Source organism: Shinella oryzae (assembly GCF_023038235.1).
Taxonomy (GTDB): domain Bacteria; phylum Pseudomonadota; class Alphaproteobacteria; order Rhizobiales; family Rhizobiaceae; genus Shinella; species Shinella sumterensis.
On record NZ_CP081988.1, the window covers coordinates 1363276 to 1378441 of the forward strand.

Annotated in this window: 9 protein-coding genes and 3 pseudogenes; 5 read left to right on the forward strand and 7 right to left on the reverse strand. The window is 60.4% G+C overall.

Going from position 1 to position 15166, the window contains the following annotated elements:
- The first annotated feature begins 195 nt into the window (after positions 1–195).
- The gene (locus K6301_RS22530) at positions 196–546 is read left to right on the forward strand and encodes an MbcA/ParS/Xre antitoxin family protein (RefSeq protein ID WP_247222490.1); all 351 of its coding nucleotides are present in this window, start codon (positions 196–198) and stop codon (positions 544–546) included.
- Between the two features lie 7 nt (positions 547–553).
- Positions 554–1051: an RES family NAD+ phosphorylase gene (locus K6301_RS22535; RefSeq protein WP_247222491.1), complete on the forward strand. Its 498-nt coding sequence runs from the start codon at positions 554–556 to the stop codon at positions 1049–1051.
- 422 nt (positions 1052–1473) lie between these two features.
- Here K6301_RS22535 and K6301_RS22540 read toward each other — a convergent pair.
- Together K6301_RS22540 and K6301_RS22545 are read right to left on the reverse strand one after the other, a co-directional pair.
- A pseudogene (locus K6301_RS22540) lies at positions 1474–1669 on the reverse strand (AbrB/MazE/SpoVT family DNA-binding domain-containing protein).
- A 650-nt stretch (positions 1670–2319) separates the two neighbouring features.
- Complete coding sequence (locus K6301_RS22545; protein ID WP_247221079.1) at positions 2320–2988, reverse strand: ZinT family metal-binding protein; 669 nt, start codon at positions 2986–2988, stop codon at positions 2320–2322.
- A gap of 230 nt (positions 2989–3218) precedes the next feature.
- Here K6301_RS22545 and K6301_RS22550 point away from each other — a divergent pair, with 230 nt between their 5' ends.
- Positions 3219–3533, forward strand: a complete 315-nt coding sequence (locus K6301_RS22550; protein ID WP_247221080.1) for a hypothetical protein — start codon at positions 3219–3221, stop codon at positions 3531–3533.
- A gap of 159 nt (positions 3534–3692) precedes the next feature.
- Positions 3693–4715: an LLM class flavin-dependent oxidoreductase gene (locus tag K6301_RS22555; RefSeq protein ID WP_247221081.1), complete on the forward strand. Its 1023-nt coding sequence runs from the start codon at positions 3693–3695 to the stop codon at positions 4713–4715.
- Positions 4716–4786: 71 nt separating this feature from the next.
- Here K6301_RS22555 and repC read toward each other — a convergent pair whose 3' ends face one another.
- From repC to K6301_RS22580, 5 genes and pseudogenes are all read right to left on the reverse strand, one after another.
- Positions 4787–6001, reverse strand: coding sequence for a plasmid replication protein RepC (gene repC, locus K6301_RS22560; RefSeq protein ID WP_247221082.1), 1215 nt, complete (start codon positions 5999–6001; stop codon positions 4787–4789).
- 305 nt (positions 6002–6306) lie between these two features.
- Positions 6307–7392, reverse strand: coding sequence for a plasmid partitioning protein RepB (gene repB, locus K6301_RS22565; RefSeq protein ID WP_247221083.1), 1086 nt, complete (start codon positions 7390–7392; stop codon positions 6307–6309).
- A complete protein-coding gene (gene repA / locus K6301_RS22570; protein ID WP_247221084.1) occupies positions 7392–8645 on the reverse strand; it encodes a plasmid partitioning protein RepA in 1254 nt (417 codons plus the stop codon). The genes repB and repA overlap by 1 nt, the downstream gene beginning before the upstream one ends.
- Before the next feature lie 1326 nt (positions 8646–9971).
- Entirely contained in the window at positions 9972–11855 is a 1884-nt protein-coding gene (locus K6301_RS22575) for a methyl-accepting chemotaxis protein (protein WP_247221085.1), read from the reverse strand.
- Between the two features lie 1094 nt (positions 11856–12949).
- Positions 12950–13876: pseudogene (locus tag K6301_RS22580) on the reverse strand (integrase); the annotation flags it as partial.
- 104 nt (positions 13877–13980) lie between these two features.
- Between K6301_RS22580 and K6301_RS25125 the strand changes: the two are divergent.
- Positions 13981–14786 (forward strand): annotated as a pseudogene (locus tag K6301_RS25125) (DUF1403 family protein).
- Positions 14787–15166 lie beyond the last annotated feature (380 nt).

A 15166-nucleotide genomic window follows, 5' to 3' on the forward strand; every position in this document is an offset into this window, starting at 1 on the left:
GTCTTATTGCCGACGCTGGCATAGCAAAGGGTCCGCGACACACTGGATATAGCGTCGCCGCCCTCTGCACCTTAGACGCGACCTGCGAGCGTGTTCCTCTCCCCTTCCTTCTTGATTTTGACCTTCCCTTGAATGCCGATATTTCTGACGCTATATTGCGTCATAATGACTGGCGTCGACATTGAGGTAAAACCCATGGGAATTGCGCAATACGCTGACGAGGGGCTTTTTTCGCCGCGGAAGATTGCCAATGTACTGCGGACGACGAGCGAGGAAATCGCCCGCACGGCCGGACTCGGCAAGGATGCGATCCAACGAAAGGACCGGATCCGGTCCGACAGGACGCAGCGCCGTCTGCGCGAGATGACCGAGGTCGTCAACAAGGTAGAACCGCGCTTCGGATCGGCGCTGATGGCCTATGCCTGGTATCGCTCCGAACCGTTGCCGGGCTTCTCAGGTATGACAGCGATGCAGTTGGTCCGGGAGGGCCGCGCCGAAGAGGTTCTCGACTATATCGACGCGGTCGATGCCGGCGTCCACGCCTGACAAGACGGTGCGGTATGAAGGCACGCTTTTTCGAGCACTGAACCCGATCTATGCTCGCGAGCCAATGTCCGGGCGCGGAGCGCAGTTGTATGGCGGCCGCTTTAACAAAAAGGGCACGCCAGCGCTTTACACCTGTCTGACAGTAATGACCGCCCTTCGCGAGGCCAACCAGGCCGGCAGCTTGCAGCCGACTACGTTAATCTCCTACGACGCCGATATCGGTCGGGTATTCGACTCCAGGGACGAAGCCGCGTTACTGGATGAAGGGATGGTGCCATCATCTCTCGCAGACCCGACATGGCGGGACCAGATGAAGGCGAGCGGCGAGGCCCGCACCCAGACTTTCGCCCGACACCTCGCCGCCGCCGGCTATCACGGCCTGCTTGTCAGGAGCTTCGCGCCGGGCGCAAACGCAGACGATCTCAACTTGGTCCTGTGGCAATGGGGCGCGGCCGCCCCCGCGCGCTTAACTCTGATCGATGATCAGAAGCGGCTGTCGCGATAGCGACACCGATCGTCCCCGCCTGCTACCAACATCAGCTGGCTCCAGCTGGGCAGGATGAGGGTGAACGCAGGAGAAGACATGCATGGGATAACGGGCGACCCATGACTGCCACCACACACGGAATTTGCGGTTTAAGCTATTTATAGCGATTAAACCGCACCGGCTGTCTTTCGTATATCACGATGGATAATCTTGCATTACCATCATCATGCTGTCTGCCGCAGTCGTCGGGGGCCACTTGCTCTGCCGCCACCGTGACGGACCGGGCATTGATACCGGCCGGAACAGCTGTACGAACATAGATCACATGGTCAATCAACAATGGTCCAACAAGGCTTGCCGCTTCGAGTTGCGCACAGACCAGTTCGCCCGGAGCGGATCGTTCGTCACCAGATCGAGCAACACACTTGTGTGAACGAGGATCACGTTTCGCCACGTGTCATCGACAGGATAGAGGCTGTGTCCAGGCCATCGCCGGCGTGGCCGCGGAGTTTCTGAAAGCGGTTTGCTTGCTGCTTTCTGTCAGCTCTAATGAGAACAACACTTCCATCAGCGGCTCGTTGAAAATCCGCCTCGGTAACTCGGGTGATTCCAAGCCAGCCTCTTACTGATTGGAATCGTTACCTAACCTTTCGCTGTGACCGATGTCGCCATAACAAACGCCGGATGATACCTCAGTTCCAAAGGTTATTACGACTTCAGATAAAATCAACATAACCGACGTGCACGGGCGTCCGTCAGGCGCCGAAGACCTGACGCAACGGAAAAAGTCAACGCGGTCTCAACCGATTCAGCGCTGACCTGAAGCCAGAGGCATCTGGCCTAGCTGACCGACTGTAGGATCGCTCGATAGCTGCCGTCACCGCCATATCGGCAATTTGCTAGCTCACCCCGCTAACCGGAAGGAGGCGATCCTGCCGGCGAACCTCATTGTCGTGGATTTGATCGACAGAAGCTCGTTCGGCGATAAAAAATACCGACGCCCCTCTTTCGCCCATAGCTGGCGCAGGACGCGCTTTGTAGGTTTTCGATGCCCGTTGCCATCCTTACGCAAGAAATCCTCTGTACGATGGCGACTAACCATGGTCTTGCCCGCGAGACCGCTGCGCTCAACCAGTTTCCGGCGGAATTCACCGGGGTGGCTCGAAAAGGCCGGAGCACGGCCTTCGGACGATGGGAGCTGCATAGTCTTTTGCAATCGAACTGGATACTGCGCCAAACGGCGCGGTATCCCAAGATGAAGTCCCGGCCAGCGCGCCGCGCTAGGCTCAATGGGCGAGCATTTCCTCCAGGATCTGCTTGCCGTCGAGATTGGCCGGATAATAGGTCGGCCAGTTTGTCAGTTCCTTTAGCACCGCAGCGCGGTCGTTGCCCCAGTAGAGGTGGTAGTGGCCGGCCTTTTCAGGGGCGATGATGTGGTCGCTGAACTGGATGAAGGCGGGTGCTGCCGCGTCCCCCGCCACCTTCTTGAAAATGAAGCGAACGCCGCGATTGCCCTTCTTGTAGGTCAGGATCTCGTGGCCGTCTGTTTCATAATCGCCACTGACGGCCGTCTCGCCGCGGAAGAAGGTAACCTTCGACCCGGCAATCAGGATGCGATCGACATCGGTCTTGTAGCCGACGTCGTAATAGGCCCGGTAATCGGCCGCACTCTTGTCGCCATGCCTGGCCTTGTCCGCCATCACGGGGTCGAGTGTTCCGTCGACGAGGTAGGGATAGACGGACTGCCAGTGGCCCTCCCAGTCCGAAAGCGGACGTGCCTTTACCTGATCATCCGCGAAATAACCGTCATGGACCTTCTTCTGCGCCTCGTCGGCATGGCTGTGGCTGTGGCTATGTTTGTGTTCCGATGCGGCATGGGCGCTGACCAGCCCCGTAAGCCCGAGCGCCGTCGATATCGCCACGGCATAGCTGAGTTTTTTCAATACTTTGGTCATTGCCTCTTCCTTTCCATTGTCCATTCCGGCGCTAGCAGCCGAATCGATATGTAATAACGTAACGTAACTCGATTAACGTGCCTCGAAGATGCTTTCAAGCTAAAAAGGCCTCGAATTTTCACCCGTCCATCACCAGCGCGCATCAGGCTGGCGCTAGCTTGGTCGGGATAAATGCGTGCAGGCGGCAGTTGTGCGGCAGCTTCCGGTTGGTGCGTGAAGAGAGAAACGAGATGAGCGAGATTCAGAACAAGGCTGTTGCCCTTGCCACGCAGAACGAAGGCGACCTCACATCGCAATCAGCCGCCGGAAGGGCCCTTCCCTACCTCGAGAGCGCGCTCAACCTGTATTTCGCTTTGGGCGGCGATCAGGCGCAGGCCGTGGTTCTCGCCGGGGCTGAGCCGTCGCAAACACCTCGCGTGGATGTTTCCGTCGCCAATCTGCTGGTGGAAATCGCTGTCGCCAGCCATCTGAGCGATATCGACATGATTCAGGCCACCTATAATCGCCTCGACTTAGAACTGATGCCCTTGCCCCGCAACAGGTAGGCAAAACCCCGCCCAATCGGCTTATCTCGCGGCAACGAAGGCATTCGCCTCAACCGGTGAACGCACCGTTCTCCCTGCTGGCCTTTTCAAGCGGGAGGCGAGCCTCCATCTTGCACATCAACTCCCATAAACGGACGCACGGCGTCGAGGCGGACTTACATGAAAAAAATCGGCTTTCTTTCCTTCGGTCACTGGACCCCTTCCCCGCAGTCGCAGACCCGGTCTGCGGGCGACACGTTGCTGCAATCGATCGATCTGGCGGTTGCGGCGGAGGAGCTGGGCGCCGACGGCGCCTATTACCGGGTGCATCATTTCGCGCGGCAGCTCGCCTCGCCCTTTCCGCTGCTGGCAGCCGTCGGTGCGCGGACCAAGAGCATCGAGATCGGCACGGCCGTCATCGATATGCGCTACGAGAACCCGCTCTACATGGCGGAAGACGCCGGCTCGGCCGATCTCATTTCGCAGGGCCGGCTTCAGCTTGGCATCAGCCGCGGTTCGCCCGAGCAGGTCATCGATGGCTGGCGCCATTTCGGTTATGCGCCGGCGGAGGGCATGAGTGACGCCGATATGGGTCGACAGCACACGGAAGTCTTCCTGGAGGTGCTGAAGGGCGAAGGCTTTGCCCAGCCCAATCCGCGCCCGATGTTTCCCAACCCGCCGGGCCTGCTGCGGCTTGAACCGTACTCGGAAGGCTTGCGCGAGCGGATCTGGTGGGGCGCCGGCTCCAATGCGACCGCCGTCTGGGCCGCCAAGCTCGGCATGAACCTGCAAAGCTCCACGCTCAAGGACGACGAAACCGGTGAACCCTTCCACGTCCAGCAGGCCAAGCAGATCCGGGCCTATCGCGAGGCCTGGAAGGAGGCCGGCCACACACGCACGCCACGCGTTTCGGTCAGCCGCAGCATCTTTGCCCTGGTCGATGACCGCGACCGGGCCTATTTCGGCCGCGGCGGCAAGGAAGACGATTCCGTTGGTTTCATCGACGACAAGACGCGCTCGATCTTCGGGCGATCCTATGCTGATGAACCTGACAGGCTGATCGCACAGCTTGCCGCTGACGAAGGCATTCAGGAGGCCGATACGCTGCTTCTGACCGTGCCGAACCAGCTCGGTGTGGATTACAACGCGCATGTCATCGAATCCATCCTGAAACATGTCGCTCCGGCGCTTGGTTGGCGCTGACAAGGCATCGGGCGGGGGGCAAATACCGCCGTCCGTCCGGTCGTCCGGGGGGTTTTTCACGCTTCCGTCCATCATGCCCGCGACCGTTCCAGCGCCTGGAGCATCGGATAGATGCTAAAGGCCGCACGCCGGGCCTTTTCCGTCAGGTTTCGCAGATAGCCTCCGGGTGAGCGGACGGCCTCGCCCCGTTCCAGCAGCACAGTGATCACCACGGCCGCCGTCTGTTCACCCATCGCCGCTTTCGCCTTGCGCCATGCATCGGGCGTGATGCCGAGCATCGACCGTGCGAGGTCCGCAGCGGCCAGGAAATCGTTCCAAGACCGGATGCCATCCTTTGTGTAATCGGCAATCTGCGGGCAAATGCGTGTCAATCTGTCGAGACTGATCGCCATCTTTTGCTCAGGCACCGTCAAATTTGAGATCGTGGCGCTGCCTTCAGCATTTTCCCGGCCGTTCAGTTCAAAAGAGAGATCTGTATTTGTATTCTGAATATGCTGCTCATTTTGAAGCTCATTGCCGCTCATTTCTTGTTCGGAAAGGCTTGAAAGATAAGCGTTTTCCACTTCGGCCCGCAGGGTGATCAGTTCATCGCGCCGCCATGCCAGGAGATCGCGTCGCATGCGGCGGCCTAGGCCGGTGGTCATCGTCGCCAATCGGGCCTTGAAATCGAGCCAGTCGCCCGCCCTGCCCTCTTCCAATGCGCAGGCGATGATCTTGGTGATATCGCGCTGGTGCAGCGTTACCTCGCTCCGCAGCGCCCTGATTGCTCTTTCTTCGGCGCGTGCGGCTTCTGCCGCTTCCAGTATTTCTGTGGCCCGGAGCGCGAGCGGTGCCAGGTCGAAACCGAAGGCGTCCTCTATCGCGCCTTTGTCGTCGCGCCGGCAGAAGCGCTTTCCGTTGGCGCTGTCGCGGCGGAAGATCATGCCGGCGTCAACCAGTGCTGCCAGGTGGCGTCGGATCGTCGCCGGCGAAATGCCGCGCGTGCGCACCGACAGTTCGCGATTTGACGGAAAGACAATGATCGGTGCCGAACCGTCGAGCTCCCGTGTGGTGGTGAAGGAGACGAGGGCTTCAAGCACGCTGATTGCGCGATCTCCGATACCATAGGCCGCGCGTGCCTCGGTCAAGGCGCGCATCAGCTGCCACTTGTCGGCCCGGCCGGTATCATTACCGGCCCCACCAGCCCGCAGTTTTTCCTGTCGGCCGGCCGTCTCGCGCTGTCTCTGGAACTGGCGCGCAGTTATCCGTCCGCCGCCAAAAGGCGTCGTTGCAATATGCTCCATCATTCGGGTCCCCTTTTCCGAGGCAAGGAGGTCCCGTCGACGCCATCCATCCGTCCTGTCGCATGATCGAGCGGGGATTCCGCTCCTGAGACAGGCCATTTGGCAGACGAAGTTTCACATTCGCACGACGCTAGCGTCGCACGACTCTTGACTTTGACTGTAGGAAGTGATTCTCTCGAATTGCTACATAGAAGAGGGCTTCCGAAATGGTGACGTTTTGGGGGCCTTTTTTCTTGTCTCTGCGCTTCCTTTCGCTGGTTTCTCAGGCGTTCTCCAACCGCTCACGCGGCCGAATCACAACAATGTTGTCAGGTCTTTCCCGCCTTCGCGTCTTTGCGCGCGGCTAGAAAGTCTGCGTAATCGTCCTTCATGCGTGCTGTTAAGGCCTCGATGAAGGCGGGATCGACTTCTGGGGCAAAGGCAATGCGCACCGCCTTGCCCTTGCGTTCGACATGGGCGAGTACGCCGCCGTCGGGGCGGATAATCGCCTCGGTCGCTGGCGCCGCCTTGGGCGCGCGCCGCATCAGCCGGTCGAACAGCATCTGAAAACGCTCATCGCTCGTCGCCGACCGGAAACGCTCGGAGTGGACCTCGTCCTCCGATTTCTCGATCTCCGCGCCATTGCCGTTCTCGTAAAGCGCGCCAAGCGCCATCCAGCGCTCACGGCCGGCCTTCGGCGCCGGACCGATCTCGCGCACGAAGCGGAACGGCACGGCGTCTGCGACCTGGAGAAGGCGTGACAGCTCGCTTTTCTGCACCGCCAAGGCATCGCAGACGAGCTTGCGCTCGAAACCGCGCCGAACGAGCGTATGCGCAAACAGCGCGCGTTCGATGAAGCTCAGGTTACGGCGTTCGGCATTTTCCTTGCCCTGTGCCAGAACCAGTTCGTCGTCGCTCAGTGTCTTGACGATCGCCTTTACGGGCTGGCCGAGGCGGCGAGCGGCACGTAGGCGGCGGTGACCATAGGCCACCTGATATCGGTCGCCTTCGCCTTTGTCGGCGTTCCCGGCGGGCGCGGGTCGCACCAGGATCGGAACCTGCTGTCCGCTCTCGCGGATGCTGTCGACGAGTGCGAGGAAATCCGGATCGTCACGCTCCTCATCGCTCAGGCGGTCGTTGACGAAGGAGACGTCGATCTTGTCGGTATCGAGTGAAACGATGCGTTCGCCATCCTGCAGCGCCTGGCGAAGCGCCCGCGCCTCCTCCGCCTCGCGGGTAATCGAGGTCAGCGAGAGGCCCATCGCCTTGACGGCACCGGATGACGTCCGCACGGGGGCGGCGGCCGGCTCGTTTGCCGTCGGCGCGGCTTTCGTTTCGGGTGCTGCCTCTCCGGCCGGCAGGATATCGCCGCCGAACAGGGCCTTGATGGAGTTCTTTCGATCGCGCCCGGCCATCACGTGCGTCCCCATGCGGTATGAATAAGCTGTTCAATCTCGTTGTTGACGGCGTCCAGCGCGTCCATCGCGCGGTCGTAGGTGCCGCGCGAGAAGTTCTCGCGCCCGACTTCGTAAAGCGTCTGCTTCGTCAGGCCGGCATCCGAGACGGCGGTGGATTTCAGCATCGGCGCCGTCAGAACGCGGCTGCCGAACAGCGAGCGAAGGAAGCCCGCGATCTGCGCCTGTGGCGCGTCATGCGGCTCGTAGCGTGTCACGAGATAGCGCAGGAAATCGAAATTGAGCTGCCCGCCCGCCTCACGCACCACACCGAGCAGATCCGCCGTCATGAAGAGGAACTGGCTCATCGAGGCGACATCCAGCATCTGCGGATGCACCGTCACGATGACGGACGTCGAGGCGCAGAGTGCAGACAGCGTCAGATAACCAAGCTGCGGCGGGCAATCGATGACGACGACGTCATAGTTGTCGGCCACCGTGGCAAGGGCCGCCTGGACGCGTGTGAAGAAGAAGCCATGTGCGTCGCCAGCGCGACGCTCGGCGAGCGCGCGGGGTGTCGCATGCTCGAACTCCTGGAGTTCGAGATTGCCGGGGACCAGGTCCAGATTGTGGAAGTAGGTCTTGCGGATGATGGCCGAAAGCGGTCGCGCTTCGTCGTCATAACGGATTGCACCATAGATCGTGTCGTTGCCGACCAGATCAAGTTCCGGCTGGTAGCCGAAGAGTGCGGAAAGCGAAGCCTGCGGATCGAGATCGATGGCCAGCACGCGATGGCCGGTCATGGCTAGGTGCTGAGCGAGGTGGACGGCCGATGTCGTCTTGCCCGAGCCGCCCTTGAAGTTGGTCACGGAGATGATCTGGAGATGCTCGCCGCGTGCCTCATCACGCCATTTCAGATAGGAGCGGGCCTTGGCGATGTTGCCCTTGGCGCGCGCCTGCTCGGCGAGGTGATGGCGAAGCGCATCGATATCGGAGAGCGAATACATGCGACGGCCACCGGGACCAGTGGCAAGTTCCGGTCCTTCTCCGGCAAGCGAAATCTGCCGGAGATAACCATCAGACACGCCGATTAGTCGCGCAGCTTCCCCCGAGGTGAAGCTGCGTAACGACTTCCGAGACGTCGGCGAGAACAACCGATCGCGCATTGACTGGAGCTGCGTGGAAAGGGCCTGCGCATCTTCTGCAATGGTTTCGTCGGCCGGGCGAAGCGGCTCCTTGTGTTCTTCCATGGCGGTATCCGAAGGCAAAGCCATCAAAGTCTCCGATTGTTACCCGATCGAGTCAGCGCCTCATGCGCGATCGACCGTAATGCTATTATCGTCCGATTCTCGGCACCGTGGATATGCGGCAGGGCGAAAATCTACAGATACGTCTCGCAGTTACGGCGAACTAACCATCCTTCGCCTTATTCCGTAGGCACGCTGGGCCAAGCTCTGAGTCGCGTCAAGCCTTTGCAGGAAAGAAAAATGGCGATTCACAGAGATGGAAATGCTGGAAAATGAATCGTTTGCGGGGATTTTTGGCGACCGGGGATGGCGTGAGTTGACAGCTGTCAACGACTGCGCCAGCTGAATGTGAGCCATTGGGGTTGGGCCCGTTCGGAAGGGTCGGTGCAAGTCAGCTCGTCGTTAGGCCGGTGGCGAGCATGGGCTGGGCCGCCGCAAGAGAACATATCCCTCAGCGTCCCTGTGCGCATCGTAGTCCGCCCATTATGCTATACCCATTATTGCAATCTTCCGAGCGAGGCATCCTCTTTCGTGAGTTGCCGTGCTTGCTCAGACAATGATGCTCGGCTCGGACGTCGCGCGTACGCGAAGAGCCTCCGTGGGTATAAACAGGTGCCAGCCCGAGATGTGGTTGACGAGCGGCCTGTTGACAGCTGTCAACAGCGACAGTGATGCTCGTCGGCGCGTGCCGGTGCTTGTGTCGTACTAGTCATCCATTTAAAGCCACTTGGTGGGCCCGTTGCATCAACCTTTGCCGCAAATTGGTCGTGCCGCGAAAGCGGTCGCGTTGTGGAGGTCCAAGCGTGCCAACCGCACAATATCTCGGCGCGCAGCGGCCACATGCTCGGACCGGTCACACCACGACCCAGCCGGACATAACCACTGAACTTCGGCGCGAGGGCGCGAGAATTTCCGGCCTAAGCTGCGATGTGCTTCAAGTGGGTGTTAGTCGGCATCGACTTGGGTCGGCTCGATATCTGCGGCGGGCTGGTTCTCGCGGCCCACGCCTTTCGAATCGAAAGGTTCTCAACGTTTCAGCAAGTGCTGGGGCGAGGGTAGGGTAGGGCGGCGGCGGGCACTTTCGCCAAACCGCCTTTTATTGATGTGTTCGTTGAGCTCTAAGCGAGGACGAATGATCGTGAAGATGGGTGCTCGGCGTTCTCGTCACCTATCCTCAAGGGCCTTACGGCGCGTTGGCTAGCTTTTGCGAAAGGGTCCGTCGCTTAGGGACCGATCCTGCAGGATGGTCGGTTCGGGCGCAGGCGTGGCGATCGAAACGTCTTTTTGCCGTTGGTGGGTTTGTCTCAAAGATATCGCGCCGTTTGGCGCGATATCCACTCGATTGCAGGAAGGCTATGCGGCTCGCATCGCCCGAAGACCGTGCTCCGAACCTTTCGATCCCCCAAGATTGAATTGCGCCAGGAGCTGGTTAAGCGCAGCGGCTTCCCGGGCAAGGCCATGGCTGGCAGCCGTCGACTGCTCGACCATCGCCGCGTTCTGTTGCGTACCTTGGTCCATCACGTTAACGGCGGTGTTGATCTCCTGAAGGCCGGTCGCCTGCTCACGGGAGGATTCCACGATGGCGTTCACGTGCAGGCTAATCTCCCGGACTTCCGCCACGATCGTCTCGAGCGAAACGCCGGTCTGCTTGACAAGCTCGACGCCGGTTTGAACCTGAGAGCCGGACGCCGCGATCAAGGCCTTGATTTCCTTGGCCGCGTTCGCCGAGCGTTGGGCAAGTTCCCGAACCTCTTGCGCGACCACCGCAAAGCCTTTCCCCGCCTCGCCGGCGCGCGCCGCTTCCACGCCCGCATTCAACGCCAGGAGATTGGTCTGGAACGCGATTTCATCGATGACGGAGATAATATTACCCATCTCACCCGCTGATTTCTCAATGGCCATCATCGCTTCGACAGCATTCTGCATCAAGGCACCGGATTGTTCGGCGCCTGTTCGTGCCTTCGATACGAGGCGACCTGCATCATCTGCACGCTTGGCCGAATCCTTGACCGTCGTGGTGATCTGCTCCAGGGCTGCTGCCGTTTCCTCGACAGAGGCTGCCTGTTGTTCCGTGCGTCTCGACAGATCGTCTGCAGCCGCGCGGATCTCATTCGCACCGGCATCGATCCCTTCCGCATTCTGCCCGACCGAGCGAAGCACGGAGTGAAGCTTCTCCACGGAGCTGTTGAAGTTCGAGCGCAGTTCGTCGAGCGTGCCGGTGAAGGGCGTCAGGATGCGGTGGGAGACGTTGCCATCGGCGAGAGCTTCCAACCCGTCGCGCAGCGAATCGACGGCAAACTTGGTGTTGGCGGCGTCGGCGGCCTTCTGTTTCTCCCGCTCCAGTCTCTCCTGTTCCGAAAGCGCCCGGTCGGCGTCGCTCTGCTTTTCCAGGCGATCCTTTTCGATGGCGTTATCGCGAAAGACGGAGACGGCCGAAGCCATGCTTCCGAGCTCGTCCCGGCGGTCGACGCCGGGCACAGCCTCATTCACCTGCCCGGAGGCAAGCGACATCATTCTGAGGCGAAGCCGCTCGATCGGATTGGAAATCTCGCGCTTGGTGACGATCACAGCGAGAAGCAGCAGGGACGAAAAAACAGCGGCCAATGCCAACAGAGTATACAGGATCGTGTTGTTGGTTTTCTCAGAAAGGACTGCAGCCTTCTCCTTGAGCCTGTCGCTCGTATTGTTGATCCATGCGCGCATCGCCTTGATCGTCTCGGCAGCCTTTTCATCGGCCTGGACGAGAAGGGCTTTGGCTTCGTCGTTGCGGTCGGCGGACCCCGCAGCGACGGCTTTATCCGTGATGTCGATGACGCTGTTGGATTGCGCCTGGAGAGACGCCAGCGCCTCGCGGTCTGCCGGCATCAACGTCATCGCGTTATCGATCAGCTCGTTGAGCCGTGTCTTGCTGGCCGCGTAGTCGCCCTCCGCTCGTTTCATTCCTTCGGTTCCGGCGTCATAGAGAAACACCTGATAGGCGTCGTAAACGATCGAAACGAGACGCTGGCTGGCAATGGCCATGTCTATCTCGGCGTTCCCGTCATTGGTGACGAAATCCGAATACTCGGTGTCCGCAGACTTGAATTTTCCCGAGACATAGAGCGTTCCGCCGATGCCGATAAGACAGGCGGGAAGGACGAGGGACAGGACCTTTGTTCTGATCCGCAGGTTTTGCAAGAGCGACATAGTATTTTCCGTTGAGGGAGGGGAACAAACGCTAAGACAGGGGGTGAACATGATCGTTCGCGTTATGGACCGAATACAATCGGCGCGCCTCTACCCCGGGATCTGTCACTTAATACTTTAGAAGAAAGCTTAAGGTCCTGTTAAGCTTATTGTGAGTTGCGTTCGCGGCGCTTTCCGATGCAAAAATACAACCTCTATTCTGCGTGACATCGAATTTCCACGGAATGCCAGCGTTTAAAAGTTGTGTTCACTTCGCTCAGTTCGCCCCAAAAAGCACAAGTCTAAGGAAAAGCGGACTCCGGGTGCGTGGTGGAACAAGCCCGGGCGATCATGGCAAAACGGCTCGCGCGAGCCTCGGCGGATCTCCACCTTCCGCCACCCGCTATCGATGAAAAGCGTTGCGAGCGCCCCCTTGTCGAAGATCGTGATCTGGGAGCATGCTGCAGTGCCAGCCGATGAGCAACCGTGGGGCGGGGACGTGGATCACGCAGGGTACTGCGCTCCAATGTCTTAGGCAGGGCGTTCAGATCCTAACACAGGTCCGCCGCCTTCTGATGCAGCGAGGCGGTTTGCTGAATTGGATGAAGGCCAGTGAGCAGCGATCGCGCGGCCGACGGGCCTGGCCATGGCGTTGCAAAAGTAACCAGTTCGGCCGTTCGTCGGTCGGAGCCATATCGGACTGAGGCGTTACGCCCCCTCATGATGGCGCCTCGCTATTCGCAACCAAGCTAGCAAGGCATAGTCTCCGCAATCAAAAAGTAAAAACGCCGAATTTTCCGACCCTCACAGATGGCCGTACAGAGGATTTCTCGCATAGGAATGACCCGTGGCATGGAAAACGCGAAAAACGCGCCCTGAGCCATCTGTGGCCGAAAGAGGGGCGGTTGGCTTTTTCGCCTGACGGCCCCGGCCGGTCTTCCCTCAAGTACGGAAGGAGATCATCAGGCAGGGTCTTAGTTCGGGGAAGGGGGGTAAGTGGGCTATTGCGGAAAGCGGCGGCTATAGTAGCCATCGAGCGATCCTTGCACTCGGTGGACTGGTTCGCATGTGTATGTCTCAGAGAGTCGTAGCCGCGGCTCATAGATCGAGACCGTGTTGGGCTTGCCGCTGCGCGCTTTAGGTGTTCGGTCCCTTCACAGATTTTAGGCGGCGGAGCCGGCGCGCAAGGAGTGCGCGGCGAATTTGGCGCCACGCTCGGTTTCAGACAGGTCACCCCGCACGCCGGCGGCCAGCGCCGTCTTCTTGACCAGTCGGGCTACCTCCTGGTCGTTCAGCCGGCCCGGTCCGACCTCCTTGCCCCGGCCGGTCACGCGGCGAAAAAGGGGGCCTTTCGCCAGCCTGGCGAACCGGATCCATGCATTGACGGCGGCAACAGGGCAGGTGGCCTCCGAGGAGCCGCGGCCGATCTCCACCTCGCGCCACCCGGTCTTGCCGCGCAGCGTAACAAGCATGCCCTTGTCAGAAATCTCAATCCAGCCCCGGCCGTCGTGCGTTTGGTCGCGACCGAGATCGAGCCCTGTAATGTCGGAGCGCCGCAGGCCGCCAGCAAAGCCGATGAGCAGCATGGCGCGGTCGCGCAGGCCGCGGAGCGTGCCGCGCTCCAGCGTCTCGATCATGGCGACCAACTCCTCAGGCAGGACAGCCTCTTTTTGGCGCGGCGGCGCGGCGCGGGTGTTGCGGATGTCGGCCAGGACGCTGGCAATCGCCGGGGCACTGCGGTCGAGCGGCAGACCTGCCTGGGAATAACTCGAGGAGAGCGCTGAGAGCCGCCGCTCGATCGTCGAGACCGTATTGGGCTTGCCGCCCCGCGCACCGGCACTGTTGCTGCTGCCGGAGGCACAAGCTCTTATGTAGAGCGCGACAACCGCGGGATCGGGAGGCATGATTGGAAGACCCTGCCGCCGGCACCAGGCTGAAAAATGCTTCCAGTCGGCGGCATAGGCGCGTCGTGTATTGGCCGAACTCGCCGCCTCTCCATGGCCGACAACTGCGCTGTCAGGCGGTGCTGAAGTGTGCTTGGGATGATTTTTAATTTGCTCAACGATAGGGGGCATTGCTCTATTAAGGAGCATAATGACGATAATGCAAGATTATCCATCGTTATACGCGAAAGACAAGGCGTGCGGTTAGAGCATAAATCTATGGCATGATCCGCACATCTGGCCTAGGACCGGTCATGGATTTGCCCGTCGCCGCGCCCGTTGCCGCCCCGACCTTCATCGCCGCCCTGCCCGGCTGGGCGTTGCCGCGCGGGCGCGAGCCGGACGCGCTTGCTGCGACCATTTCTGCCGGCATCACCCTGAAATCGCTGGATGATATGGCCCGCTCAACGCCCGCCTGGGCCGGCTGCTGGCGGTCGCGCCAGGCCCTCAAATGCGCCGCCGTCGCGGTCCAACCGATGGCGCGCGGCGAGGATGCGGCAGCGTTGCGCGATGCCGTTCTGCCCACCGCCGTGGGCGACGATCCCGGCCCGGCCGGAAAGGTGTTTCTGGCCACCAGGAGATTGTCCACCCGCAAACCCGCCTTCTCCTCAAGGCGGTGGCCGAGCTTGCCGATCTGTTGGGGCTGGCCTGGGACGATCGGCTCACCGCGGCGCTCGACCATGCCGACGAAGCGCTGAAATCCGGCCGTCCCGCGCCGTTCGCCGCTGCGGACCTGGTCACGGCCGTGCATGCGGTGCGGCCGGATGCCGAACCGCTTGCCTGGATGCTGGCTGACATGCTGATCGCTGCGCTGCCGAAATGGGATTGTGCCGTGCCGCTGCTGATGGCCGAGCGCTATGGACCGGCCTTCAAGACGCTTGGGGGGCTTGGGCCGTGTGCGCCCGGGGGAACCGGCCTTTGCCCGGGCCGTTACCAATTTCCGCGCGAGAGCAAGGTGCCAACATGCGTTGACACAAGTTATCATCATAGTTCTGCCTGGGCTGAAGGCGTAGGTGCAGACCCAAACCTGGGAACACTGCGAAATACCGATTTGTCCTAGACATCTCGCTAAAGCTATATCGGCAACAAGACCGGCAAAACGATTGCGTTAGATCGTGCCTATCACCATGTTTATAAATATGAATTACGAGGCATAGAAACCGGCAAAATGGTAACGCTCGCGAGCATCGAACCACTCCTTCCCGAAAGCAATCGGGATCGGGTAGTCGGAGGTCCGGGATCAAACGGCGATAATCGGCGACATCGGCGTCCGGCAGGACCGCTTTCATCCTATCGCGTGTCGCTACGAGGCGCTCGATGGGCAAAGTCGGCGGGTTGGCCGCGAGATTGCGGTTCCACTCTCCATGTATGTCGTCCGTCCAGCGTGCTTCGACCAGACCGTCGAAGGCGCACTGGACCAAGACATTGCGTAGATTAAAT

Excerpts from the sequence above, each read along its gene's own strand:
- K6301_RS22530 (WP_247222490.1), top strand. The coding sequence starts at position 196 with ATGGGAATTGCGCAATACGCTGACGAGGGGCTTTTTTCGCCGCGGAAG.
- K6301_RS22545 (WP_247221079.1), bottom strand. The coding sequence starts at position 2,988 with ATGACCAAAGTATTGAAAAAACTCAGCTATGCCGTGGCGATATCGACG.
- K6301_RS22550 (WP_247221080.1), top strand. The coding sequence starts at position 3,219 with ATGAGCGAGATTCAGAACAAGGCTGTTGCCCTTGCCACGCAGAACGAA.
- K6301_RS22555 (WP_247221081.1), top strand. The coding sequence starts at position 3,693 with ATGAAAAAAATCGGCTTTCTTTCCTTCGGTCACTGGACCCCTTCCCCG.
- repC (WP_247221082.1), bottom strand. The coding sequence starts at position 6,001 with ATGATGGAGCATATTGCAACGACGCCTTTTGGCGGCGGACGGATAACT.
- repB (WP_247221083.1), bottom strand. The coding sequence starts at position 7,392 with ATGGCCGGGCGCGATCGAAAGAACTCCATCAAGGCCCTGTTCGGCGGC.
- repA (WP_247221084.1), bottom strand. The coding sequence starts at position 8,645 with ATGGCTTTGCCTTCGGATACCGCCATGGAAGAACACAAGGAGCCGCTT.
- K6301_RS22575 (WP_247221085.1), bottom strand. The coding sequence starts at position 11,855 with ATGTTCACCCCCTGTCTTAGCGTTTGTTCCCCTCCCTCAACGGAAAAT.